Below are 26,527 nucleotides of genomic sequence, written 5' to 3' on the forward strand. Positions count from 1 at the left end.
CATTACAAACTACTTAATTACAATTGTTTTACTATTGATGAATTATCAAATAAACGAAATTAAAGAGAACTCGAATCAACAGGCTTTAGAAAGACTCAAGCAACTCATTGTAAACCTTGGCTTATCTAAAGCAGAGTTTGCTAGAAAATTAGGTTATAAATCCCCTCACCCAATTTATATGATCTTGAATGGATCAAACAAAATCTCTAATTCGTTCATCAGAAAATTGGAACTTTCTACCCTTAGAGTAAACACTGAATGGCTGCTTCATGGAGATGGAGAAATGAGAACCAAAGAAATTTTAAACCTCCAATATGGCAATGAGGTATTTCATAATGGAAGAGTGATTTATCCCCGTCGACTATCTAAGCATCAAGTGCTTATTTTGGCATTAAAATTTGCAGAATTAATTTACGATTCTCCTGAAGATTATTACTTCACCATTGAAGTGCAATCAATATCTAAATTTGGTCTGGGATTTGTTTTTACAAAATTCAGCTCAGATCCAGACCCTAAATTTGATGAGGTAACTTATGCCGGAATTATGCATTATGTTAACATTAACCCGGAGTGGAAGATTACTGGGTATTATGATTCATGGAGAAACTCCCAAGAAACTGCACGCTGTCAAAATTTATTAAATGATCAAGTAATGGATGAATTTGATTCAGTGATAAGAAAGTATCTTCTTGATTTACATGAAAATTTTGAATTCCCTGAGAAGGATTTATTCAAATCAAGCATTACCTCACATGAAGGTTTTATTACAATTTATGAGAATTTGCCAAGAGACCATAGTTCACGACCGTCATGATTGCAAACTCTACAAAACATAAGATTGATTTACCTCCTTATCACTCATTAAAGTCCCCCCTGAAAAACAGCAGTATTCCCTTTGCTCATAATGATAATTGCAGTTCACTGATCATTCCTATGATTACAAAAAAGCCGAAAGCAAATCCCATATTTTGCTTTCGGCTTTTGAAGATCATCATACAGCAGGCATTTCATCCGCGTTCCGAACGGACAGGAAAGCTCCACATTTCAGGTTCTCAACCTTCATTTACGCATATCCACCATGCAGAGCATGGCGGGAACGGGGACTGTCGATAGATTCAGTACTCGCCAGAAGCGAGCACCAGGGGGGACCTAGCATGATCATAAATCTATTTTAACTTTATCAAGAATATTCCTATATTTATTAAGATTCTCTTTGCTTCTATAATATATCTTTATTGATAAATCAATATCCCGATAAACATCTTCCTGCCAGTAACGATATCCATCTCCCTTCATTCCAAGGCATCTATAGACTAATTGATTATCTATTTCCAAAGTATCAATCTTATAAACATTTTTTTTCATCGACGGGCGACGAACATTTGATACACATTGAACAGTAATTGCAGTTGTATCAGAAAAGGAAAAATCAAAAAACGTCCCTTCTTCTACATAGTCTTCAGAATACACATAATCATCAAATGGGATATTCAATCTAACAGTAAATCCTTGACCTTTTAATGCGTAATCATGATCCTGAGATAGGAAAAAAAATATTAATAGTAACAAACACCTCATATACTCTACTTATTTCTGTCCTGAATAAATTTAATAGTTAATTTCTCTACCTTTTCAATATGTTCTGCAAGTTCCTTATTTAAATCAATTCTTTCATCCTCTCCGGTCTCCACAGAGAATTGTTTAACGTAATCATGACCGTAAACATCGGAATCGCCACCAGATTTATGAAAGAAATAACCATGACCATAGGCTTCATGAGAAGTTGTAACAGACTGGTTATCTTTTGATAACCCTCCATTCACCATAATCAAATGAGGTTTGGTTTTAGTACCTTCTGACGCTTTAAACATACCTGCTTTACCAGTTACAAACTCTCCATTTATCTCAATAATTCCTCCAAATGCATTTTCTGCACCAGTAAAAACACGAGCATCCTCATATTTTGAATTATGAAATTCTCCAACGTCATTTGATGTTACTATAGCGTAGTTATCTTTAGATTGTACCAGAGCATTTAAATCTTTAAAGTTCTCACTTACATCACCGTTCATTTTTCTAATTCCTCGCCTCATTGCACCTCGTCTAATTTCACCATTTCGTTTAAATTTTACATATTGAGCTTCGTTTTCACTCACAGTATTTTTAACCATTTCTTGATCTCCTTGTTTTTCAACACTAACTCTCATTCCGTCTGGATCAATAAAACGAACTGGATTATTAATTGCGTATACGTATGACGACCAATCCATATACTTCTCAGCTAACGGGTCAACATTATTCCACCTTCCAAGAGCAGGTGTATACATCCTAGCTCCATAATCATACCAATCCGTCTCCTGCTGAACTTCCTTTCCATTATAAAGATACTTATTATCTCCATCAATGTTAGGGTGTCCGAAGGTCATCCCAAAAGGCGAATAATCTACGTAAAAAATCTGGCTGTCATTTTTTTCCTCTAGGCAGGAATTAATTCTGAGAGGCGATTTTTCTATGCCTTCTTCATGGTAATATGTGAGTTTTCTACAGCCCATTATCGAAGGTTCTAAGATAGATTATTTCGGGGGCAATACAATGTTCAGTGGTCGCAGTTATAAGGTGTTCAGCACATGCATTCAGTCAGGCAGGGCAATAAAACCCGCCAAGCTGCTTTCGCTATTTCCAGCCCTTAAGCTTGTCACGTTTTTTGCTTTCCTGTTCCCTGTCGGCACTTCCTTAAAATGCATGAGCTTCACCAGCGTTTGGGCTCGCTGCGTTCTGTTCGGCAGCCGTGTTGCACACCGCTTTCTCACGGCTCGCGTGCTTCGCAAAAAGGATAACTGCGATTTTGATTACTGCTCAATGCAGGATTGAAGACTAACGCCCTACGGTTGTTTCATTTTTATGATCGATGCAAAAAATCAGTTAATGATTGAAGGGCATTTTTCACATCAATCATAAAAACGTTTTACCCTCTCCGTAGTGAAGAAAGACGTTTTTTTGGAGGACAAAAGACATTGGCTGATCTCTATTCTTTGCACAATCGTAGTTGGCTTTTGTCATTCAAAAAAATGATCCAACCGAACCACTAAACTTGATTGGGGCAGGATGTTATTAGAGGGCGGAAGGTTGCACATTCTTTCTTCTCTTTAACCGTAAACGTCTTTTTATGCAGTATCTAAAAGCCCCTGAGATCAGGGGTTGGGGTCGATTCCGCAAGCGTGGGGAAAAGGCAGAACCCTAATATGCCCATTCGGATTGCACTGGTTTTCATTCGAAGCACTTCCGTTGATTGACCGCTAAACTTCCTTCGAAGCTCGGCATATTTGGGGGCTGACTGTGCGGTGGCTAAATAGTGGAGCAAGGAAAAGGATACGGTGATACCTATTTATGCTCTCCTTTTCGGAGTGCAATTTTAATAATTAACTGATCACGGTATCCTTTTCCTTGTGGAACGGTTTAAGGCGTGAGGATTTGCTTTTATCATTTTTCGGATGCGTTAGCACCTGAACGGCTGGTGCTACAGGGCTATGGGCGGTAGATGCGGATAAACATGGCGACTCTGGTGACTGCCCAGATAAACACTTGCCGAAGGCTCCTATTTGGGTCTGGGCAGGCAGAGTAAGAGCGCGCCCGGAGGGCACCTATAAATGTACCAATGTTTCGGATTGCACTACACTTTCCCCAGCGACCAAAGGGAGACTGGCTGCTAACCTTTCGGCCTTATCAGCCAAGCGGATGGAACTGCTGGACTTCTTCTGCCAGACCTTCCATTTCGTTCTCTAAAAAGCTTTCTGTACTGCTGATGTAACGATGGCCGGCCAGATATTGAACTTCCCTTAGATTGTACATTCTTAGCCATTTGGTGATCACACTTGCCCTAATCTGTTTGGCATTTTGGACGCTTGGGTTGAGCTTTCTCACCTTAACCATTAACTGAGTCATAAAGTTGCTGAAGCTGTAACAGTTGCCTCCATCACCTACAAAAAGCTTGTCGGTTTCCTGCTTAGTTTGAGTCGTCCGTTTGGGTTTCATTTCTAATATTAATTGTCTCACTCGAAGCGTATAGTCATACATTTCCATGACTTGGTGAGCCTCTAATTTCATTTCCCTGCTGTTGCTTTTGATCCCGCCCGGAACGTCGATTATTCCTTCTCTTAACTTGATGTCTTTTACTTCCAGTTTGGCCAGTTCGTCCGTTCTCAACCCCTGATTGACCAGCAGCCCAAGTATTACTTTGTTCCTGATCCCTTTGGGTGTTTCCTCCTGATAGTTGTTGTAGAGTGCCTGTAATTCGTGGGGTTCTAGTATGTGGTAAAGCACTTTCCTTTTGATGCCTTTGATCTCTATCTCTGAGGCTGGATTATTGATGGTTTTCCCTTCCCTGATCAGGTGATCATAAAAGTGCCTGACTGTTCCCATGTAGTGCTGGATCGTCTTTTGGCTCGTTCCTTTTTTAGCCCTGTATTTCATGTAAAGCAATAAATCACTGTAGCTAATACTTTCCGCTTCTAGGTTTTCTTTGTCCAACCAATCGCAGTACAGTCTTAGTACAACCATCCGGCTTTTGATGCTTTTACGGGTGAAGTGTTTTGATTTCAGGTAGCTTTCAAAGCCCTCTTTCGTCTTCTGATAATTGGATGCGGTCATGATTCTTGATGTTGTCAAAAGGCTGTACTCTCTCGATTGGGATTCCTGCTAAGTGGGTGTAGATCTGTGTACTTTCTAAACTGCTATGTCCTAAAAACCTGCTGATGGATTCCAGTTTCATTCCTGCTTGCAAAAAGTGTGTCGCTATGCTATGCCTGAGCATATGGAGGCCGATTTCCTTTTCTTGTAGTTCAATATTTTCTGTGTGGTATTGCAGCACTCTCAATCGTATGGTCAGGCTTTGCCCTTGCATCCTTTTGGCATTGGTGTAACCGATGAACAACGCTTCTGTTTTGCTTCCTTTGGTTAGTTCTGGTCTGTGATCGTAGATGTATTCGGTCAAGTGCTTTAAGTTGGTTTTACTGATGGGGACCAGCCGCTCTTTGTAGTTCTTTCCTTTTCGTACATGCAGGATCGATCGGTCAAAATTGATGTCCCCAACATCCAAGCTCACGCCTTCATTTCTCCTAAGCCCACATCCGTAAAAGATGGCCAACATTGCCCTGTCCCTTGCCTGGATCGCCTGGACAGTTTCTATGGATTTGTTCTTGGTGCTGGTAGCTTTTGGGATGGCTGCAAAAAGTTCTTTGATTTCTTCGCCGGTCAGGTAGGTGAGTTTGGTTTCGGTTTCTTCGTTCTCCAGATTGATTTCAGGGATTTGCAGCCTGCCTACTTTTCGAAGGTATTGGATGAACTTTCTCAGTGCCTGGATGTGCTTGTTTAGATGGGCTGCACTCAGGCCACCGCCCCGCCTTTGATTGCTTCTTTCTTTGAGTTTCTGATAGTAGCTTTCAATATGATGGATGTCCAGTTCTTTGATGTTTGTGACTGACCGTTGTTCCAGATAATAAAATAGCTCTCTGATCAGGTTGGGCATGTTGTACACGGTAGACGGTGCATAACCCAACACGTCCAGCCACTCTCTAAAGCTTTGTTCGAGGTATTTGTAAGAGCTATTTTGGAGGCTTAGTTTTTTCACTCGGTCATACTTTTGGTGGACTACTAGTCCACTGGATTTAACTAACTGGCTTTCTTTGTTTTAACTGGACTATTTCCACTTTGGGCTACTGGTGGTCTGCTGGGCTTCTCTAGCTTCATGATGATCTGATCCAATACACTGCCGATCCCTTCTCTTAGTTCTTTGTATTCCTGTTGATTGACGATTTCATATTCATAGCCCCTGTACCGTTTTCCTGCTTTTACTCTGATCATCCCTGCTTCCAGTAATTGCTGATGGTAGCGTTTGAGTGTCGTTGATTTCGTCCTGAGTACTTGCCTGATTTCCCGATTGCTAAAGGTCAGCTTGCCTTCTATTTTCAGGTGGGTTTTCAGGCTCTCAAAGTAATTCCGGCAAGCACCTGTCAACAGATCGCTCTTTCGGATCAGTACGTCTTTCAGTAGTTCGTTTGCTTCTCTAATATCTTCCAGTGTGGTTTCTATGAACTCTTCTCCTGTTTCCTTGTCGTATTGCTTCTCTCTTTGATATTGGTGGTAAAAAGTCACCACCTCGATAAAGGCCAGGTAATGGGCGTTTGTCCTTCTTGGCTTGAACACTTCTACAGGGATTTGCAAGAGCTCGGCATAGGGGTTACGAACTGCAACGGGGACTAGTGCCCTTTGCATATTCCGGAACTGCTCTTGTAGCTTTTCTTCTTCTGTGGTATCAATCTTTCCTGCTGAGAGCTTCCTTTGGTATTGCATGATCTGTTGGTCTTGCTCGGGGCTTTCGTCAATGTAGATCAAAAAGTTTCGATTGGCATTGTCTTCATACAGGCTTTCTTTGGTGGTACATCCTGACACGCTCACAGGGCCTTCTACCATCAGGTTGACGCTTCTGGTTTCTCCTTTTGTATTCTTGTGTACTACTGTTTTATTGATTCGCTTTTTGCTTTGTAATTCTCTGAGTGGATACAGTGCGCCTTCTGCTCCGTCCAAGTCTTCTATCAAAACCAGTTTGTGTTGTAGCTGCCTTTGGCCGAAGTAGTAAAAAGCATTTTCGCTTAGGGTCGTGATTTCTATTTTGTCTTCTTCGGGAATCAGCTGGCCTACTTTCTCTTGTAAGTGTGTTTTGCCGATTCCAGAACTGCCCAGGCTAATGATGTGTAATGGGTTTTGTCGCTTTCTACTGGTGAAGATCAGGTACATAAGTAACCTGTTACTGGTTTCTCCGATCACTCCGGCCTTGCCTATATCTTCCATGGTGCGCTGCATGAGGTTAGGGGCTGACAGGTAGGTTTTGGCTGCTTTGATTTCTTCGGTGGTCAGCATCTTCCTTTTGTCCTGGGTTTGGGTTTGTCGTTCCAGCTCTTCCAGTCTGTACTGCTCGATCAGGTCGGTCAGATCCAAAAGGGCTGCTGCAATCACTGATGTCCCGATCTCTAGTTTCTCCGCTACTTTTCGGATCAGCTTCTCTACCTGGGTGTCATTGTACAGGTCCAGGTTATGTCTTAGTGCTAGGTGTTCTACTTGTATTTTGAGCGTGACCCGCATTCTGTCCAATCCTTCCAGTCTGATACCGCCCAGGATCGTAATGTCGATCATGTCGTATTGGTAGATGATGTGGTCTGCGTTGGTGGTGTCTAAGTGTCGTTTGTCAGGAGTGCCCATAAAAAGTTTGATTTTCTTTTCTTATACCTATTTGCTCCAAATGTAGCATTTAGGTATTAATCAATCAAACCTTTAGGTATTTTTTACTACCTTATTAATGGTATATTTGAGTGTTATTCGCTTTTAAAGCTATTTCATTAGATTATTTACGCTTTATGACCTTAGGAGAGAAGATAAAACTTGCTCGGATGCAAAAGAAGATTTCACAACAAGAACTGGGTGATATCGCTGAGACACATCAAAAAAACATATCCAAGTATGAAAAGGATTTGGTTACGCCTTCTGCTCTTGTGCTTAAAAAAATTGCTGATGCTTTAGATGTAACGACTGATTACCTACTCGGTAATGAAGTGGATAGTGCCATCAAGGACACTGCACTCTTGAAGCAATTCAAAGAAGTGGATTCTATGCCTGATGACGAAAAAAATGCGCTAATGAAGGTCATTAGCGCATATATTAGAGATTTTAGAACTAAAGCCGCTTACGAAGTTTAATCATTTTGGCTTGTTGGGAAAAACACATTTCCTGTAGGGCTAGAATAAGACTCATATTGCTTTAGGGAGTCTCTCACTTTAGTTACCCATTCTTGCTGGCGATCAGCGTCTTGCCCATGTAGCGTTTCGTCATCGTAATCATTTTGAACCACTGATACTTCATTGATCAATGAAGTAATTCTTTTTCCCACTTCTTCCTGACTATCACCTTGAGTCACCCCATCAATAATAGCCTTTCTTATTTTGCGTGAGTGAAGCTCAACAATATCAAAGTGGAGCTGTTCATGTCTTAGTAATTCAGAGCTTTGAATTCCCGAGACCCATGAGTGATTCGTGTTAAAAACTGTATAAATCTCATAATATAAGCAACTATCCTTATCAATAGTGGACGCAAGAACCGTACAATATGAAATAGCTTCACCCATAATCTCTTCTAGTAGCCCTACTCTAGCGGTAAAGTCACTCCACTCTAACTCTCTTTCATCCCAATAAATCAAACTATCGTTTTGTGGTTCACTTTGACCTTGAACCACAAAACTATTTAGAGATAGAAAGAAGAAAGTGATCACCCTCATTACTTAATAATTATTCTCAAGTGGTTGTTTACCGTTTGGACACCATCAGTAGTAATTCTTGAGGGATCAATCCCTAGCCTTTTGAATGCCCTCTTATAGGCAGCAGCTCTTTTATCCAATAATTCTTGACCAGTCATACTTTTGTTTTTTGGCAAAGCCTCATCCAAATCTGATGCTGTTCTGAACTGAAAATCAACTGTCGTGCCACTTTTTTGCTTCAAATAATTTGCAATAGGAATAATTAGTCCATGCATCACATTTTCGGGTATTGTGTACTGTTCCTCTGCCCAAACTGGACGTGTTTCGATATGTCTACCCGCAGTAGGTTGAAAGAAAACTGGATAACTGATAGGTTTATTAACCACTGGTTTAGGTATTTCTCTTGGAGTATAATCAATTACTCCTACCTTCGATTTTTGAGGCTCATATCCACCTAGCGAAGGTGTTTCAAATACAATAAATGGAATATCTGATCCACCACTCGAATCATCATCGTCATCAGTGTTTGAAGTAGAATTATTATTTGAAGAACTACTTGCAGTTGAAGAAGGTGCTTTACCTCTTTGTTTCCGTTGCTTCTCTTTCTTCTTCCCTGGGCCCCAACCAGTTTTTGAATGAGTTTGCTTTTTCGTATTCCTATCTTGTTTCTTCTTTTTATTCCATGGCCACAAACCATCTGGATCCATCATATTGACAGGATTATTGAACCCAAATTGATAAGGGTTAATCCCAGGTAAAAAATCAGCCATTGGATCGATTTGCATAAACCTTCCCAATGAAGGGTCATATCCTCTAAATAAGGTTTGGTAGTTCCCAGTCTCTTTTTCTTCCTCTACTCCATTAAACTTATACAGGTTCTCAGTACCAGAAGTGTAAGAGTTAAAAGTTAGCCCAAAAGGATAGTAATCATCCGTCTGTACAACTGTGCCAGATTCATTGACAGTCACTCTTACATTACCCAAGTGATCAGTCAGGTTGTACTCGTATTGGCTGGTGGTATATTTGTATCTACCCTCTGCATGCTGTACAAAGTCCAACGCTCCATCCAGGTAGTGAACACCTCCTATGTAGTCGGTAGTCGTTGTGTTATTACCTGAAACTGCTACCTTTTGAAGTTTCATACCCACTGCATCGTAGGTGTAGGTCACTGATCCATCTGGCGTTACCACTGTCTGAGGTAGATTCAGGTAGTTGTAAGTGATACTGCTGATACCTTTATTGGCGTCAGAGATCATGTTTCCATTGGCGTCATAGCTGTAGTCTGTACCCGTCCCTGAGCTGCCATTGTCGAAACCTTTCGATTTCGTTCCAGATCCCGCATCTGTTACTTTCGCCAGACGGTTTGGGCTGCCTGTTTCGTAGCTATAGGTCAGCTCATCGATCTCACTTCCATCCATGTACCTTCTCAGGCTCTTGATGTTGCCATTCGCGTCATAGCTGATGCCATTCACCGTGAAGTCTCCATTCAGCCCTGTATTAGAGCTTGAGTAGACTGCAGTTTTGATGCGGTTCACATGATCGTAGCTATACTTGTAGGTCTGAGTTGTAGTATTGGTTCCGCCCAGACTCCTCCAGCTCATCTCTCCGATGTTGCCATTGTATTGTGGATTCGTCGCATCTTGATATTTGAGTGTCATCCCGAACTTATCAGTTCCACTGGTCGTTCCATTGTTGATTTTGGTCAGCCAGCCTCGGATGTTGTAGTCATAGTCTACATTTTGTATGCCTGCCAGGTCTTTGGTAGTTAGCTCTCCCAGTTCGTTGTAGCTCATCGCCACAGTACTGCTTTTACCATCTATGATCGTACGAGTGGTCTCCAGTCTACCCACATGGTCGTAGGTATAGATCTCCTCTATGTGCTTCACTGCAGACCCTGAGGTTTTCTTGTGATAGCGTTTCGTCTTTTGGACTTCCCCTGAGAAGAGATACTTATTGGTCACTCGGTCATAGCCTCCCAGATGGTTTTCTGTAAAAGTCTGAATCGGGCGATATTTATCATCATAGTAGATCACAGATTTCAAATAGGTATTGGATCCATCCAGCACCTTCGTTTTTGAGGCAGTCACCTGACCTTTCAAGGCCAGGTTTTTTTCTCCACTTTGTGGATAGCCACTCAATGCCACGAAAGCATAGCTACTCATGAAACTTGGGTAGCTGTCATAGTAGGTTACTGTCAACACATCATTGCTAGATACGCTAGGATAGCCGACATTGTTGTATTCATGTATACTTCCTCCTCGACTCACGTAGCGGGCCGAAGCACTTTGGCTTTTCAAGTCTTTCTGGATCTGGTCTCTTGAGCGGGTATCTGTCGTGATACCTGTCATCACCGGACGATTGAATTGGTCATATTTGGTAAAGTTCCATTCATTGGTACTTCGTTGGTTACCATCCTGTGTTAGCACCAGTCTATCCCATTGGTCATAGACCAGGTAGACCCAGTCTGCACCAGGCACCTTCTTGGCGATCATCCGCTGGCGCTCATCATAGAGATACTCGAAGGCCAGGTCTTTGAATTTACCATAGCGAATCGCAGGATGACCAGTGGCCGCCAGAAAGCTCTTACTTGCCGTAGCGGTAAAGCTAAAGCCGGGGGCCAGAGTGATCGAATGCGCTTCGCTGACGAACAGCTCTCCTCCCGGGTCTTGTTCGTCAAGCAATATATCTTCATCATAATATTGATTATCCTCATCCGCTACATTCACTGTCACACCATCTCTGGTGATGTTAGGTGGCAACACATAGCGCAGGTTACCAAAATCGTCATAGACATAGTAGGTATCCAGCCAGTCGTCTGCGGTAGAACCATTGCTTTGTTCATCTTCTACTCGTTTGAGTACAGTTCGACCTTGCTTGTCTATGTATTCCACTACTTCATTGTTGTTTTCATCTTCGGTCACATTCTTGTACAAGCTACCTGCCGCATAGTTCCCATTTTGCTCGGGTAGTCCCGATGGATCCAGTTGCCAGAGTTTGACTTCACTGGCTCCTACGATCTCGTAGCTCATCTCTACTGGACGGCTACTCCATGCACTCCCTGGACCATGCTGTTCAATGACCCGGTTGAGAGGTGAAGGTTCATACACGGATTGAGAAAAGGCATGACTTCCTTCATTATTCCCAAACATATTGTCATAGAAAGTATCCACATTCGTCTCCCAGTTAGCATCTGAGCCCACTGCAGAAGTTCGCGTGTAGGGCAAATAAGTCTTTTCCTGGCGTCCATAGTCATCATAGGTCACTACACTGACTATATCCTTATTAGTAGGCGATTGACTCTTGGCTACTGTCTGGGTGGGTCTGCCTAAACCGTCGAAATACTGCTCAGTTACTACTGCAGAACCAGCGTTAGTGGCACGGTATTGGGTACTTCGTACATAGTTCTCATCTTGAGCCCAGCCTTGAAGACCAGTCATCAATAGCACTAGGATTAGGATTGGTTGTTTCATCGCTAATTTCTTCATCGTTAGGCTGGTTTATTGGTTTTTGTAATTGTACTCGTAGGCCGACACTGGATTCCCCTCATCATCAATCACACGTTCCAGTCTGCCAAAATCATCATATTCGTAGTAGGTCGTCCTGCCGTTCGAGTCGGTTTGACTGGTCATTCCTACCAATGGATCGTAGGTATAGGTGGTGACCATGGCTCCACTTACACCATTGCGCAAAGCATTTAAGGCCGCTCTTAAATTGGCTTCATCACAACCAGTGGTTCCCTGACAGGTATCATCGTCTAGATTTGATTTACTTTGAATATTGCTAGCGTAACTCGAAATCTCTGAATAATTAGCTCCCTCTACTTTAGCTACAGGATACTTCGAATTATAGCCCCAGATAAAACTGGTAACAGTATTGTTGGCCATTTGCTGGCTGGTTACATTACCCCCTGCATCTCTAGTTAAAATACTAGCCTTTAATTCATAAGCATCAAAGGAAACACCATTACTAGAACCTGAAAAATTATCCAAGGGATTGACAATTTCTAAAGAATAGAAATCGCTAGGTAACTCATCTTCATCAAAACTAACCGCACTTGCTCCTGTTATCCTATCATTTACCCATCTAAATGTCTCAATGGGAACACCTACCATGTTTCTCCCAATCAATCCGGTCAATGCTCCACCTGCATAGTCCTCACTATATCTATAAGAAATCGCCTGAGTTCCACCACTGGAACTACTATGTTCTTCTTTAACAATTTGTAAATGTTGATCAGAACCATAAAAAAAATTGGTGGTTTTGGTGATCCATTGTCCATTATCAAGATCGGACTCTACTTTGCTGATCAACTGATTTTTATCTGAATTGATTGGATAAAAGAACATCACTGTCTCCACATGACTTCCAGAATTCCAATCTGGATTTACCGTTTCAAAATGAGTATGCAATAAAATTTGATGAAAGACTTTGCTATTGTCAGACATTTCAGAATCTGAATAAGTATTAACTAATGTGTAAATAGGTTGTCCAGAATCATTGGCCTTATACACTTCTTTAGAAAGCAAGTTTCCATTTTGCATATCAGCAAAAAAAGGAGTCTCAAGAGGTCGAATTATTGGTAAAGTAGGCAAGGAACCAGGCTGTACCGCGACGCTACAACTGAATGGGTTATAGTGTACAGATTCATATGGTCTTTCATTGTAATAGTTATAAACTTCCTTACCGATACTCCCCTCACCTCCTAGCTCTACGGTAACCTTGTCATATCCTACAATACTACCATTGAACAAATTTTCATCATATACTGGTCTGGAATGCATTTCAAGCCCCACTGTCCTACCACTTGTAGTTTCGCAATAATTTGGATAGGAATAGACAGTTTTCACCATGAGTTCCCCTCCCCCATAGGAATAATTTTTAGTGGTTATTTGGCCATCCCCATCATCATTTATGATTTGTTTGATTCTTAGTCCAGGACCGTATTCTAGATAATCGGCAACTGGTACTTCTACTAATTCCTCCCATATTACCTCAAAATACAACATGGCATTTCCAGATTCTGGATCCATATCTATTCCGCTAGCACCTGATGGAAGATTAAACTGGAGCAAATAATTGCCACCTTCTAAATATTGCTGAAAATTAACTTCTGTTCCTTGCGGTAGATTATGAAAAGTTTGATTTCCGTTCCCATTAATTGTGAGGGATGCTGTACCAAAACTATAAGGACCAATTGCAGAAAAACTGGCTTTGCACTGCATAGTTCCCGACAGATTAGATGGAACCTCCAGATTATAGGTATAATCAAAATTCGGAGATGTAGACGGAGTAATTAATTCTGTAGCATATTGCTGATAACCAATCCTTACATATTCCTTTTTTTCTTGCATGACCCACTTTGTGTCGCCAGATATAATCCCTAACAAATGCGGTTCAAACACAAAGTCTGTTTTACCCCCAGTCGGGTATTGAATAGAAGACAAAACATTTGATTCTACATAATCTTCATGTACCTCCCTATCTGCACCAGGTCTAGCCTCATTATCAGGCACAAGGGTGCTATTACTTGCCCTGTTGGCATAGCCCCAGTGATCTATCCCATATGATGTCTTTGGTAATAGATTTTTACCATTATAGGAGAAGTCATATCTACCATCGTTGATAGTCAATGCCTCTAATTTTAATCTTTTGGATATAAGGTTCGCTTCATCATCTAATGATATTTTATTGGCATACCCTGTACTGCCACTTGCCTCAAAATAACTTGTTTCTAGCTCAACAGTTTTTATCAATTGATCAACACCATTAATGCTAGAATAAACTTTGATATACCTTAATCTTTTTGCCCCTGAAAGATCCAATCTAGGATTGGCCGTATCTTCTATAAATTCGACATAGCCATTAGGAAAAGTTATCTTTTCCGGATAAAAAACATCGAAATCTACTGATTGTATGGATTCACTTGTCAATGGTTGATTACAAGGATTCCCAGTTCTAACTAGTTGAATAAGTTTAGGAATTCCTTGTACATTTAAAGCACTTGAATATTCAAATGTTATTTTACTGTTTTCACCTTTGACTGGTACAATTGAAGTCAAATACCAGGCTGTAATATACTTTTGCTCATCAATATTTGAATACTGTTTGCTTTCATATTTGTACACTGTCCCTTTTTCATCAGTAATTTCCCAATTGGTCGTACTTCCACTATTCTTTCTTTCAATCTTAGCATCCGAATGAATCAAAGTTTGCTGTTCATTGGCACCTACGATAATAAATTTTCCAACGCCAGCAGGATATGAAACGGAATATAAATCAGAAGACCAATCATTATTATTATATGGAGACATGGTAGGAAAATAATCCTTTTCAGAATTCTCAGTTTCCCAGAGATACATCTCAGCCACCCCGTCGCTATCAACATCCCAGGCTATATTACAATCATTATTAATAGGAGGAGGTAATGGCAAATCATTGACATGGGCCAAAAAACCAGTACCAGATGTCAAATCATCACTACCACGAATGTCTCTAGTAATGACACCTCCTGCATTTAGTGACCATCCTAGTCCTACCCAGCTGGCTTCTTCTGTAACTTTGTTACCTGAAGCATGATAGTCCAAAGATATTGGCAATTCAACATCTCCAGTGTTAATTGTATAAATTGGAATAGAAATCGATGGCGTTCCTGTGTATAGAGACACATCAATATCACCGAATTTAGATATAGCAGCAGCTTCAGGAGGCAAAGGCACTTGAGGTTGTAATAATTCCTGCCCCATTATAATTGAGCATTTTAAGAACACGCAAATAAAAATTGTTATGACCTTTCTGGCTTTAACCTGAAATCTCATATTCACTAGTTGGTTTAAAAGTAAATCCTTATTCATTTTATTTGATTTTCCAATTTTTCAATTCTTTCATTCTGCTCTTTGATCAGCTCTTGCTGCTCAATCAAATGAAGCGTCAACTCCTCAATCTTCTTGAGCAAGAGCATGTTCATCTCTCCCAGCTCTACCCCATTGGCTTCCATCTCAATGGCAGAGGGAACCTCTGGTAGGTGACGGTTTTGCTGGATGTATTGGGCTGTTTCTTCTAGTGTGGTGAGTTGATAGTCATCAGCAAAGACATAGTCTGGCCAGTTGTTGGCTTCAACCTTAACTTCTTTGGAACGAATGGTACCATTAACCTCCAGTTTTTGACCTGGATTTGCAGTCCCAATTCCGATATTGCCATTTGAATTGTCAATTACAAAGGCATCTGTTCGATCTACATTGGCATATCTCGTTACAATCCTAAAAAGATTGTCAGGGGCATTTACCGCTGAAGGCCAGGATTGATCCATTCCTATCTTCGCGCCTAAGCTACCACCATCTTGCACGAGTTCTATTCGGGCATTATCCCCTTCATTGCTGTTATCAGTATCAGCTTCTATTTTCAATACTGCATCACCATTCGTTCCCGTAGAAACATGCAATCTAGTCTGAGGATCTGTAGTACCAATCCCTACCTTCCTCTGATGCTCTTTGACATAGACCATGTTATGTGGCCCAATCTCTACCACCTGACCAGGATCAGTAATCAACTCTAGTTCAAAGACCTTAGAAGGATCAGAAATATCTGTGATGGTAAACCCTCTTGAATAAGAGGCATTCGGAGTAGGCTCTGTTTTTATTGCCAGATATCTATCGTGCTGATTTCCGATATAGCCCCATTTGAACTCAATTTGCTTATGATTATAATTGTACTCGCTAAGGATGGTATACTCTGCAGTATTGTAGCTACCAGATACAATGTGAGCGATCACCTGTAAGTGTGCATAATCCCCACTACCATTGATTTGCACTACATGTCTACCCCTAGTCTTCAGCTTGTACCAGGTACTACCATTGGGTGCCGTATTGTTATAAGTTTGTGAAAAAGCTGATTGTACCAAAAACAACAATACAGCAATAGAAAATAGTCTTTTCATTGGTTAAACGGTCTATAAACAGATGAATAAAAACAGCCAACAAATTGCCAAGTAGAGCAATATGAATAGGAAGGGAACAATATTAAGATTTGATTTTTCGGTTGGTTCATTTAATATAAAGTCATAAACATACTTATCACTGGAGCACGCTGGCTCTGATTCATTTTTCAGTAAAAGTTGTTCTCGGAAATGCTACCGCTATATTAAGACCTGACTGGCAGAATGTCAAATAACGGACACACTATTTCCCAAAACAATCTTCTGATCCATTATTGATCATCAGTCAAAACCAATTGCCCCAAACTGTTTCATCGCTCGCTTAATATTTGCTCAATCGCTTCCAACCTCTTAGTCAATGCTTCATTTTGACTTTCCAACTTCACCAATCTTTCCTCTTTGGTTTTGATTGCCTTTTCCTGTTCTATCGTATGCAACGTCAACTCCTCGATCTGATTGGCTAGTTGGCTATTGGCCATTGGCGCTTGGCTTTGCTCCTCCTTCAATTGCTGATTTTCTTTCTTAAGCTCTATCATATGCAGCGTCAGTTCCTCAATCTTCTTCAAGAGTAGCATATTCATCTCGCCCAGCTCTACGCCATTGGCTTCCATCTCTGCGGCAGAGGGAATCTCTGGGAGATGATGGTTTTCTTCGATGTAGGCAGCGGTTTCTTCTAGTGTGCTGAGCTGGTAGTCGGGGGAGAAGACATAATCGGGGGCGGGCACATCCAGGTCGACTCTGACTTCAGAGCTGTGGATGGTGCCATTGACTGTAAGGAGCTCGTCGGGCGTAGTTGTCCCTATTCCAACATTTCCATTATCATCAATACGCAATCCTTCAATAAGATCCCCATCACCCGTACTGTACAAAACAAGATGTGAATCGTATGTAGAACCATTACCTCCGTAATATGAATTTGTCGAAATTGATTTTATCGCCCCTCCTGTCCGAAGAGATCCATTGTGAGTTAACTGTCGAAAATCAATGCCAATCTCAGATCCAACGGCTCTATAAGTATTTCGAGATATCCAAAAACTCAAACCATCTCCTTTCAAATGTAATTTAGATTCTGGGGAATTGGTTCCAATTCCAACAAACCCATTAAAAGAGCTTATAGAAGAGTACACTTGAAATTCATCTAAACTTGCAGATGTAGTTTGATAGCGCGTAATTCTAAGCTTGCCTGGTGCACTTCCTCCAGCCTGGATGTAAGCATAGCCCGTATTATGTCCTCCAAAGAATTTCAATGCAGGAATTGATGAATTCTCTGGGTCGCCTATTATTACTTGCTCACCTGCACCAAACACATGAAGTTTTGCCTGGGGACTACTTATGCCAATTCCAACATTTCCCGCAGTATAGAGATTTCCTTGAGATCCTACACTAAACTTAATTCCATGTACATCGCTAGCATTAATAAACTTAAAATGACCATATCTTCCCTCGCTTGCTGTAGTAAAAGATAGCATTGATCCTTTAAACTTTGACTGGTTTGTATGCCAATTGTTTAATTTAAGGACCGAATTAGTTTCACTGCCAGAATTAATCCTTTGTTCACCATCCACATTCAACTTATAGCTAGTCGAGGAACTACCTCCTATCCCAACATTCCCTGTAATAGGTTCTTCTGTTATTTGTCCCTGAGCTGAAACCGTGAATAATAACAGAAAAAGACTAAAAACATGCTTAAACTCAATTCCCATTTATTTTACTTTTTCCTTTAACAAATCAATTTCCTTTTGCATTTCATTCATTTGCTCCTCCTTCTCTATCAAATGCAACGTCAACTCCTCGATCTTCTTCAAGAGTAGCATATTCATCTCTCCCAGCTCTACGCCATTGGCTTCCATCTCTGCAGCAGAGGGGATCTCTGGGAGGTGATGATTTTCTTCGATGTAGGCAGCTGTCTCTTCTAGGGTGCTGAGCTGGTAGTCGGGGGAGAAAACATAGTCGGGGGCGGGTACATCCAGGTCGACTCTGACTTCAGAGCTGTGGATGGTGCCATTGACGGTTAGGAGTTCGTCGGGCGTAGTTGTCCCTATTCCAACATAACCGGAATGGCCGCTTAGATGTAATGCATCAGGATAATCACGAACCCCCAACCTCAAATGCGATATAGTTGAACTTATCTTTAGTCGACCATAAGGACTACCTTCTGTCGGTGAAATTAGTTCTACAGCTCTTCCTAACTTATCTTGAATTTTTAAATTATAAGTTGTTAATGCGCCACCACCAATGGTTAAGTTGGCATCTCCCGGATTTGAACCAATCGATAGGTTTCCATATTTAATAACCACATTTCCAAAAGGCTCTGATCCATTGGACTTTAGTCCATTTAAATAAAGAGTATTGGAATCATCTCCAATAACAATAAAATCATACCAGTATCCTTCCTTAAATTTCCGAAATCGATAATTCAAACTTCCAACACCATCTCCATCTGCGGTCCGCTCACTAAAAAAACGATAATAAGTATCGCTGGAAGTATTCGGACTTTTAAACTCTATTGCCGACCAACCATATTTATTTATCGAACTATTTATTAGTTCTATTCTGGGGTATGTCTTGGTAATACTAAGATTAGTTGTTTGTTGTGCTAAAACAAATTGACTTACCAACATAGAGATAAGGGTTATGAAAAAAACAATTCTAATGTTATTCATCTTTAATAGATTTTAGTGTTTCGACTTCTTTTTTCAGCTCAATTACATGCAGCGTCAGCTCCTCTATCTTCTTCAGCAAGAGCATATTCATCTCGCCCAGTTCTACGCCATTGGCCTCAATCTCTGCAGCAGAGGGGATCTCTGGTAGGTGATGGTTTTCTTCGATGTAGGCCGCGGTTTCTTCTAGGGTGCTGAGCTGGTAGTCGGGGGAGAAGACATAGTCGGGGGCTGTACCAGCCAAAATCTCAACTTTGACTTCTTCTGATTTGATCATCCCATCTACTTCAAGCTTTTCAGTAGGTGATGATATACCAATCCCCAAATTTCCATCCAAATAGACTTTCTCAGAAGAAAGGTCGATTCTTCTTCTGCCTATGGTTATGAAGTTTCTGGATTCACTGACATTTCTTGCGTAGGACCAAATCTTGGTATCCATGTCAGTTCCCGAGGTAATTCCTTGCGAAAAACCTAATGATATAATAGGCAATTCACCTCCATTTGTAGTGTGTTCAGAATATGCACTTAGCAGCGCTGGATCGATAGAGCCAGGTGAACTTATTTTTTTATATAATGTTCCAGAAAAATTGATTTTACCATCGTCTTTCAACCGAAGTTTCTCTGTCATCGAACCGCCATTCTGAGTGTAAAAAATCAAATCACCATCACCATTAGTCCCTGAATTAGTTCTTTGAGTCCCTATCCGAGCAGTATTTTGAGCTCCTGTGGTAAAGAGAATAGAACTACCCCCTAAATAATTCCCATTAGAATTTGAGAGCCTCAAAAGATCCAACATATTTCCACTAGAACTACTGTAGGCTTCAATTAGGCCAGAAGCACTTATCTCACCATTACTTTCAAATAGGATTCTTTTACTGAAATCCCAGCTACCATTTACTTTGGGTGCTATTGATAGCATAGTTCTACCATCATCTGGTGTATGAAATATCCAGGAATTTGCTCCTCCACTTATCAAATCTTGGGCAATTGAACAGTGTGATATCAATAACAATACAATAGATAATCTAAGCCCTTTCATCAGAGTTGTTGTTTAATTAATTTCAATTCATTTTCTATTTGTTCGGTTCTCATGAGCACTTTCTCTAATAGCTCCTCTTTCTCTATCAAATGCAACGTCAACTCCTCTATCTTCTTCAGCAAGAGCATATTCATCTCACCCAGCTCTACACCATTGGCTTCCATCTCTGCGGCAGAGGGGATCTCTGGGAGGTGATGGTTTTCTTCGATGTAGGCAGCGGTTTCTTCTAGTGTGCTGAGCTGGTAGTCGGGGGAGAAGACATAGTCGGGGGCAGGCACATCCAGGTCTACCCTGACTTCAGAACTATGGATGGTGCCGTTGACGGTGAGGAGCTCGTCAGGGGTAGTGGTTCCGATTCCTACCTTTCCTGACCTTTGAATTATCATGACATCTTTGAAAGTATGCTCTCCATAGGCAACCGTTGAATTATCTACCTGTATTTTGAATCCCTGATTACCTGAATGATAAAATCTAGTAGCAAAATATGTGTTAGAATTCCCTGTCCATCTATAAAAAGTTTGGTACGGGTTTGCTCCATCTCCATCGTTCTGAAATAAAATTCTAGGCTCAGTACCGAACCTACTATCCATTTCAATCAATGTACCTCCATTTTTGACGTGTAATTTTTCCAATGGAGTAGTCGTACTGAACCCTACTAACCCAGTTGAATTGATATACATTCTGGTGTAAGAATGACTCTTAGTATTTGAGCCAGTCTCAAGAGCTATACTGTGTCCATGATATAAGGTCAATCTTTTGAAAACCCCATCATCACCAGTAATTCCTCCACCGTAAGGGTAGTTAGGGTTGATCGGCCATTTAATGTGATTGTATTCAGATGAAAAGTTAATATCCTGTCCAGACAGTTTACTTAACGTAATTAATAAAAAACTAAAGATTAAAATATAAGATCTCATTTTGCACTAACCTTAATTTTATTTATTTCCTTTTTTAATTCTTGATTTTGCTCACTGAGTTCAATTACATGCAGCGTCAACTCCTCAATCTTCTTCAACAATAGCATATTCATCTCACCCAGCTCTACGCCATTGGCCTCCATCTCTGCAGCAGAGGGGATCTCTGGGAGGTGATGGTTTTCTTCGATGTAGGCAGCTGTCTCTTCTAGGGTGCTGAGCTGGTAGTCTGAGGAGAAGACATAATCGGGGGCATTAACAATTTCTACTTTGACTTCTTCACTCCTAATTTTTCCATCCACAACCAATTTGGAATCTGGATTAGCAACACCAATTCCAACATTTTGATTAATGAAAACTGGCCACCTGGTGCTAGTGGTTCCAACTACACGACCGGAAATATCTACAACGTTTCTATCGGGTGGAGTCGGGTTAAAAACAGGTGAATCAAGAATGGGTAAATTATGACCATCTACAGTGATCCATAAATTGCTGGGTGTATTGATTCCGACGAAATGAATATCCAGTACATACTCATCACTTCCTACAGAACCACCTCTAATTTGATCCACGTGATTTGTGTTATAAAATAAATTATCTGAAATATTAATAGATCCACCTTGACCAAATCGCATGAGGGAAACATTCATAGTGATCAGAGTTTGTCTGTTATTTCCGGAACTTCCATATATTCTTACCATGCCCCCTCCAGCGGCAGAAGCACCTCTAATAATCCGGTACCAGCCATCACCGTTACTCAGGCTAACCAATTTTGACTGGGCGTTTGCATTGACACTTGCTGAAATTACAGCAAACAAAAAGATTGATAAAAATTTCACTTTCATTTTAAATTGTTTATTTAGTGCTTTTTAATGTTGATACTACCTGTTGAAGAGATTCAATGAGTTTTTGCTGTTCAATATTCTGTTTATTCATCTCTATCATATGCAGTTTCAACCCCTCTATCTGATTGGCTAATTGGCTGTTGGCCATTGGTGTCTGGCTTTGCTCCTCTTTCAATTGCTGGTTTTCTTTCTTAAGCTCAATCATGTGAAGGGTAAGTTCTTCAATCTTCTTTAACAAGAGCATATTCATCTCGCCTAGCTCTACGCCATTAGCCTCCATCTCAGCGGCAGAGGGGATCTCGGGGAGGTGATGGTTTTCTTCGATGTAGGCAGCGGTTTCTTCTAAGGTATTGAGTTGATAGTCGGGGGAGAAGACATAGTCAGGGGCGGGTACATCCAGGTCTACCCTGACTTCAGAACTATGGATGGTGCCGTTGACGGTGAGGAGCTCGTCTGGGTTGGTGGTACCTATTCCTACTCTTCCGCCTCTTTTTAAGGTCATTACGGCTGGACCCCATTCTACATTGGAGTCTGCACCAGTAGAGACTGGGCTGATAAAGAACCTAATACTAGAATGATCTGTGTATATCATTTTTGCTCCATGATGTGACGCACCAAAAGATTGTGCATTAAATTTATATTTAGTATTGCCAGTAGTTGCAAGACCACCTTGAACGTATCCATTTGAAGCATAGGCGCTGAACAAGATTCCTGCACTGCCACTCCAAGCCCTTTGTGCTAATTCTGTATAAGTTCCTCCTGATTGAGAAATACGATTGGTAGTTTCAGACCCACTAACCTCAAGACGAGTTGAGGGGGTGGTTTGACCAATTCCTACCTTTCCATTTGATTGAAGGGTCATTACTTCCACATCACTTGCAGTTCCATCATGGTAATTGAAATAAAAACTTAAGCGATCACCCAAATCATCACCCCACATGATTCTGGAGTAATTGGCGGCATTATCAACAAACAATTGCAACCGATCACTCCCGTCTGTAGTTCTTAGATACCCGATTACATTGATATTGTCATTAGTTGTACTTGTCTCACCACTATCACTCCAATCTTGAGCGACGGTTATATGCTGGAAGAGACATATTAAGATTGTACAGGAAAACAGTTTTTTCATGGTATTTTGAAGTAGGTTAATACTGATTTGGTTTCTCTAATTCTTTAATTTTATCACCTTGGGTCTTAATAATTTTCATCATTTCAATCTGATGTAGCATCAAATCCTCGATCTTCTTCAGCCTATTCGTCTGAACTGTGATATGAGGGATGAATATGATGCTATAGGAACTTACTGGCCCATAATGATATTCTGCCCCATCGCCCATGTGAATTTTATAACTGTTGCTTGACCAAAACCTTAAGCCATTACCTGTTCCAGATACAACATCATAAGTAGCTTCTTGAGCTTGGATACTAAATATGCCAAATAAAAAAAATAGTAATATTAGTTTTTTCATATCTATTTGAATTTAAAAATCATGTATTTGATTGGGCAATATCCAACTGAGTCATTGATTAAAAAAGGTGTAAAAAGAAATAATAGAATTGCGCTCCACGATAGATTGGAGACTCTTTTTGGTTGGTTTTAGACGTATTTTCATGGATATACTTTATCTACTTAGAATGATTCATTCTATCATTTGGGTTGGGTCATATGTAGTTCAAGTATTTTTCTCAGAAATGCTGCCGCTATAATAGGGAAATATTAGCGAGCATCCAAATCCCTTAACTATCTAGCGGTATACTGCATATCGAAATGGCTCTTGAAACAACACAATGCTATCCTCTGTAACAGAAGTCAATTGATAACCATCCAGCATTTCACCTTTTTGATAAAAACGGGAGATATTATTTCTACTGATCATAGCCATTTTTTGACCTGACCCGGAGGGGCTCACCAATCCCTGATAGACTACTTGAATCGACAAGGGCGGCTTCTCTATGGGCTCATTGGTTTCAAACTTTTTTTTGGGCATCTTCTTCACTCGATGTACCACTTTCCTTCGAATAAAAGGATCCTGAAAATCCAGATCCAATGCCCATACCGAAGCTTCACCGGACGATTGCCTCACCTTCGAAACATCAATTCCTTCCATTCTCATTTCTTCCTCCCCCTGTAGTGAATCCACTACACGATAGGCAATGGTAATCCACAGACCCACCACCAGGACAATCAGAACAGGTTGAAACTTCTTATTGTTGATAAAACTCATGGAGCCACAGTTAAGGTACTTCTCACTTCCTGTGATTCCGAACTGGAGTTTATTGCCTTCAGACTCCATTCATAACTACCTTCTGCCAAATCCAATTCTACCTTAGTATCCTCCAGGCTTTCATCATATATCACAGATACCGGGTTGTCAAAGGAAGGAGACATGATCAGTAGATCATAGCTTTCCGCCTCTGGTATTTCTTCCCACCAGAACACGACACTTCCAGGCTGAAATTGTGCGGCATTCGCTGGGGCCAATATCACTGGTGTAATTTCAGACAAATCATTGGTTGGAACAGACACCTCAAAAGACGAAGTTGAACTTGTCAGTTCCGAAAAATCATTACTGGCAGTCACTCGCCATGCATATTTGGCATTTGATAATTCCAGTTCACAATAATTGGTGGTTAAGGTAGAATCCAATGCAATGCTTGTGGGGTTATTAAAATCAGGAGATACCATCTCCGATATGATATTTTCTGGCTTTGTCCAGTTGGGTCCATGACAAGGTAACCCTAGACTCTGCAAAGACAGTTCCAGAAGAAGGAGCATTCAACACCAATTCATATTCACTCAAGTCAAAATAAAAAGAAGAATCCATCACTTGAAACGAACGTATCACCCCTGTACTGCGATAGCCCTCATTCAGCGCTGTGATCTGCCATTGATAGTCACCGGGTTCCAGGGCTATCTCTAAAAAAGTCACCTCACCTACGACCGAATCCAATGCAACGGTAGCGGGTTGATCGAAATCCGGAGACACCACCACAATCTCATATTCTGATGCCCCCTTCAATTCTTCCCACTTGAATTGGATCTCTTCGCTGAATATCTCCGCACCCTCTCCTGGAGCCAACACCTTCACTTCGTCTGACGAAATATCCACTTCTAATATCACTCCACAGGAGGCCATTATTGTCAAACTGACTACCCAAACCCATAGCTTGTTTTTAAAGATGTGCTTCATTGCGTTGTACATAGATGGTTAAAAATAATTCTTTTCTTTTGGTCCTTTTCTCGATTTCCGTTCTAAAGTGGGTGGACAGTATGGCCCCCGCATAAAATTGGGTCTCTAATTGATAGATCAGGCGAACCAATCCTTTGTAATCACCCTTTATTTCTATCTCGTCAATGATGTCTTTTTGCTGTCGATGGTGTCTCAGGTTGGATAAGCTAAGAGGGGTACCACTTAGAAACCTCTCCAACTCGGTCACCAATATTTTATCATAGTCCGCTCCTTGCATCTGTTGATAGGTGGAATCCAACTGCTCATATTCCGTTTTGAGACTGGCCAAATCTACCACAGAATGATTGCCCGATTCGCGATTGATCAATTCGCTGTACTCAAAATACACCTCTGCTGTTTTTTTGAAAGACAGGTGATAACCCATGACCAATGACAGTAGCAAGGCCCCGAGAAAATAGTACACCCTTTTCTCATATGTCAACTTATTCCACATAGTTCACCTTGAGTTTCAAATTGAACTTATAGACTCTGCCATCAGCAGCCATTTCCTGTTCTAGAATATCTTCAAGCCATTCCTGCTGATTAAGGATCGATATCCAGGAAGAAAATGCTCCCAGATCAATAGCCTCTCCGCTTAATTCAAGAATATTCTTTTCCAGTAGCGCCTTATTCCTATTTCTTTGGTTCAGAGAGATTGGCTGTAGTTTCAATTCTTCCAGGGTAACCTGCGAAGGTATTTCTTTGGCTAATTCTACAGCCAGACGAGACAGCACAGGTCTACGTCCATTTATATTCATGCTCTTTTCTAAGCGGTTGATCTCAGATACATACCAGTTGTATTTCTTCTCGATACTTCGGCTGTCCTGATATTCTTCCTTTAGGACTTTCAGCTCTGAGTCATATATCATGAAAATAGACGCACTGAGCAAAAAAACCATAAAAAGCACAACCCCTCCAAACAGAGTCAACTTGCGGTAAAACACACGAAAAGCATACTCACGGGCCAAAACCTGAACAGGAATCAACTTTTCCTTAAGACCACCTATATAATAATTGGTAGCAGCCAAGAGCAATAGCAAATAGGACGGTTCATAAGTCCTGCCTTCCCACTCTACTCCTTCCCCCGATTGATGCTCAATATCAATTCTCCCGGCTTCATTTTGAATCACCCGTTGTCTACCCAAATGGATGCCACCCGAAAGTTTCTCTGCATCGAAATACTTTAGGCCAAACAGCACCCCTAGTTCTACAGCTACTACCTGATCGATGATAGCTCTTAAGGTATCCAACAATTGATTGAGTTGATCTTTACGAATCAAACTTGAGACAGACAAGGCCTCATCCCTATCAAAATAAAAGTCCTGTTCAGGAAAATTTTCTCTATCCTCTTCTTGTGCTGTCAATACATAATCCGTATCGATAGCCAATACAATCGGAACTTGAGGGTAATCGGTTTCGACACGACTCAAAAGCTGATTGAGATTCAGACCCTTTTCGTGCAACACTCCTTCGAGCTCCCCTTTTTTTCTTGCTACCAAAAGGAGTTCAAAACTTAAGCCTTCTTTAACTTCAGCAACACCGACCACCAGCACCTTTTTGGGCTTGGTCTTTTGATACAAAAAATCAATTAGGCCCTGCATGAT

The 26,527-nt window shown here is 40.9% G+C and carries 23 protein-coding genes; 2 read left to right on the plus strand and 21 right to left on the minus strand.

The genetic code is table 11. From position 1 onward, the window contains the following. The first annotated feature begins 37 nt into the window (after positions 1-37). Complete coding sequence (locus N7U62_RS12195; RefSeq protein WP_264138253.1) at positions 38-814, plus strand: helix-turn-helix domain-containing protein; 777 nt, start codon at positions 38-40, stop codon at positions 812-814. Between the two features lie 344 nt (positions 815-1,158). Here the strand turns inward: N7U62_RS12195 and N7U62_RS12200 are convergent, their stop codons facing one another. The 5 genes from N7U62_RS12200 to N7U62_RS12220 all read right to left on the minus strand — a co-directional run bounded on the left by N7U62_RS12200 (position 1,159) and on the right by N7U62_RS12220 (position 7,254). Further along, entirely contained in the window at positions 1,159-1,569 is a 411-nt protein-coding gene (locus N7U62_RS12200; RefSeq protein ID WP_264138254.1) for a hypothetical protein, read from the minus strand. 14 nt (positions 1,570-1,583) lie between these two features. Next, positions 1,584-2,552 carry an RHS repeat domain-containing protein gene (locus N7U62_RS12205; RefSeq protein WP_264138255.1) on the minus strand — a complete coding sequence of 323 codons (969 nt, stop codon included), beginning with the start codon at positions 2,550-2,552 and terminating at the stop codon, positions 1,584-1,586. A 1,171-nt stretch (positions 2,553-3,723) separates the two neighbouring features. Then, complete coding sequence (locus N7U62_RS12210) at positions 3,724-4,647, minus strand: tyrosine-type recombinase/integrase (protein WP_264138257.1); 924 nt, start codon at positions 4,645-4,647, stop codon at positions 3,724-3,726. Beyond that, positions 4,607-5,626, minus strand: coding sequence for a tyrosine-type recombinase/integrase (locus N7U62_RS12215; protein ID WP_264138258.1), 1,020 nt, complete (start codon positions 5,624-5,626; stop codon positions 4,607-4,609). The genes N7U62_RS12210 and N7U62_RS12215 overlap by 41 nt, the downstream gene beginning before the upstream one ends. A 41-nt stretch (positions 5,627-5,667) precedes the next feature. Further along, positions 5,668-7,254, minus strand: coding sequence for an MTBMA_p00010-related P-loop-containing protein (locus tag N7U62_RS12220; protein ID WP_264138259.1), 1,587 nt, complete (start codon positions 7,252-7,254; stop codon positions 5,668-5,670). A gap of 155 nt (positions 7,255-7,409) precedes the next feature. Here N7U62_RS12220 and N7U62_RS12225 point away from each other — a divergent pair, with 155 nt between their 5' ends. Next, on the plus strand, positions 7,410-7,748 hold the full coding sequence (locus tag N7U62_RS12225) for a helix-turn-helix domain-containing protein (RefSeq protein WP_264140436.1): 339 nt from the start codon (positions 7,410-7,412) through the stop codon (positions 7,746-7,748). Here the strand turns inward: N7U62_RS12225 and N7U62_RS12230 are convergent. From N7U62_RS12230 to N7U62_RS12305, 16 genes are all read right to left on the minus strand, one after another. Then, entirely contained in the window at positions 7,745-8,323 is a 579-nt protein-coding gene (locus N7U62_RS12230; RefSeq protein ID WP_264138260.1) for a DUF922 domain-containing protein, read from the minus strand. The genes N7U62_RS12225 and N7U62_RS12230 overlap by 4 nt on opposite strands. Continuing rightward, positions 8,323-11,787, minus strand: a complete 3,465-nt coding sequence (locus N7U62_RS12235) for a DUF6443 domain-containing protein (protein ID WP_264138261.1) — start codon at positions 11,785-11,787, stop codon at positions 8,323-8,325. Before N7U62_RS12235 ends, N7U62_RS12230 begins: the two co-directional genes overlap by 1 nt. 12 nt (positions 11,788-11,799) lie before the next feature. Then, on the minus strand, positions 11,800-15,045 hold the full coding sequence (locus N7U62_RS12240; RefSeq protein WP_264138262.1) for an RHS repeat domain-containing protein: 3,246 nt from the start codon (positions 15,043-15,045) through the stop codon (positions 11,800-11,802). Between the two features lie 104 nt (positions 15,046-15,149). Continuing rightward, positions 15,150-16,235, minus strand: coding sequence for a hypothetical protein (locus tag N7U62_RS12245; RefSeq protein ID WP_264138263.1), 1,086 nt, complete (start codon positions 16,233-16,235; stop codon positions 15,150-15,152). Between the two features lie 308 nt (positions 16,236-16,543). Continuing rightward, entirely contained in the window at positions 16,544-17,935 is a 1,392-nt protein-coding gene (locus tag N7U62_RS12250) for a tropomyosin (RefSeq protein ID WP_264138264.1), read from the minus strand. Beyond that, complete coding sequence (locus N7U62_RS12255; protein ID WP_264138265.1) at positions 17,936-18,895, minus strand: hypothetical protein; 960 nt, start codon at positions 18,893-18,895, stop codon at positions 17,936-17,938. After that, positions 18,888-19,931, minus strand: coding sequence for a hypothetical protein (locus tag N7U62_RS12260; protein WP_264138266.1), 1,044 nt, complete (start codon positions 19,929-19,931; stop codon positions 18,888-18,890). The genes N7U62_RS12255 and N7U62_RS12260 overlap by 8 nt, the downstream gene beginning before the upstream one ends. Next, positions 19,931-20,848 carry a hypothetical protein gene (locus tag N7U62_RS12265; RefSeq protein ID WP_264138267.1) on the minus strand — a complete coding sequence of 306 codons (918 nt, stop codon included), beginning with the start codon at positions 20,846-20,848 and terminating at the stop codon, positions 19,931-19,933. Before N7U62_RS12265 ends, N7U62_RS12260 begins: the two co-directional genes overlap by 1 nt. Continuing rightward, positions 20,845-21,690 (minus strand): hypothetical protein, encoded by an 846-nt coding sequence (locus tag N7U62_RS12270; protein ID WP_264138268.1) that lies wholly within the window; start codon positions 21,688-21,690, stop codon positions 20,845-20,847. Before N7U62_RS12270 ends, N7U62_RS12265 begins: the two co-directional genes overlap by 4 nt. 10 nt (positions 21,691-21,700) lie before the next feature. After that, positions 21,701-22,822 (minus strand): hypothetical protein, encoded by a 1,122-nt coding sequence (locus N7U62_RS12275; RefSeq protein WP_264138269.1) that lies wholly within the window; start codon positions 22,820-22,822, stop codon positions 21,701-21,703. Between the two features lie 16 nt (positions 22,823-22,838). Beyond that, positions 22,839-23,162 (minus strand): hypothetical protein, encoded by a 324-nt coding sequence (locus N7U62_RS12280; protein ID WP_264138270.1) that lies wholly within the window; start codon positions 23,160-23,162, stop codon positions 22,839-22,841. Between the two features lie 276 nt (positions 23,163-23,438). Then, positions 23,439-23,918 carry a hypothetical protein gene (locus tag N7U62_RS12285; protein WP_264138271.1) on the minus strand — a complete coding sequence of 160 codons (480 nt, stop codon included), beginning with the start codon at positions 23,916-23,918 and terminating at the stop codon, positions 23,439-23,441. Beyond that, a complete protein-coding gene (locus N7U62_RS12290) occupies positions 23,915-24,379 on the minus strand; it encodes a hypothetical protein (protein WP_264138273.1) in 465 nt (154 codons plus the stop codon). Before N7U62_RS12290 ends, N7U62_RS12285 begins: the two co-directional genes overlap by 4 nt. After that, positions 24,366-24,884, minus strand: coding sequence for a hypothetical protein (locus N7U62_RS12295; protein WP_264138274.1), 519 nt, complete (start codon positions 24,882-24,884; stop codon positions 24,366-24,368). The genes N7U62_RS12290 and N7U62_RS12295 overlap by 14 nt, the downstream gene beginning before the upstream one ends. Then, positions 24,868-25,377, minus strand: a complete 510-nt coding sequence (locus N7U62_RS12300) for a hypothetical protein (protein WP_264138275.1) — start codon at positions 25,375-25,377, stop codon at positions 24,868-24,870. The genes N7U62_RS12295 and N7U62_RS12300 overlap by 17 nt, the downstream gene beginning before the upstream one ends. After that, entirely contained in the window at positions 25,367-26,524 is a 1,158-nt protein-coding gene (locus tag N7U62_RS12305; RefSeq protein WP_264138276.1) for a PilN family protein, read from the minus strand. The genes N7U62_RS12300 and N7U62_RS12305 overlap by 11 nt, the downstream gene beginning before the upstream one ends. Between the last annotated feature and the right edge of the window lie 3 nt (positions 26,525-26,527).

Origin of the sequence: Reichenbachiella ulvae (genome assembly GCF_025833875.1) — a bacterium.
GTDB lineage: Bacteria > Bacteroidota > Bacteroidia > Cytophagales > Cyclobacteriaceae > Reichenbachiella > Reichenbachiella ulvae.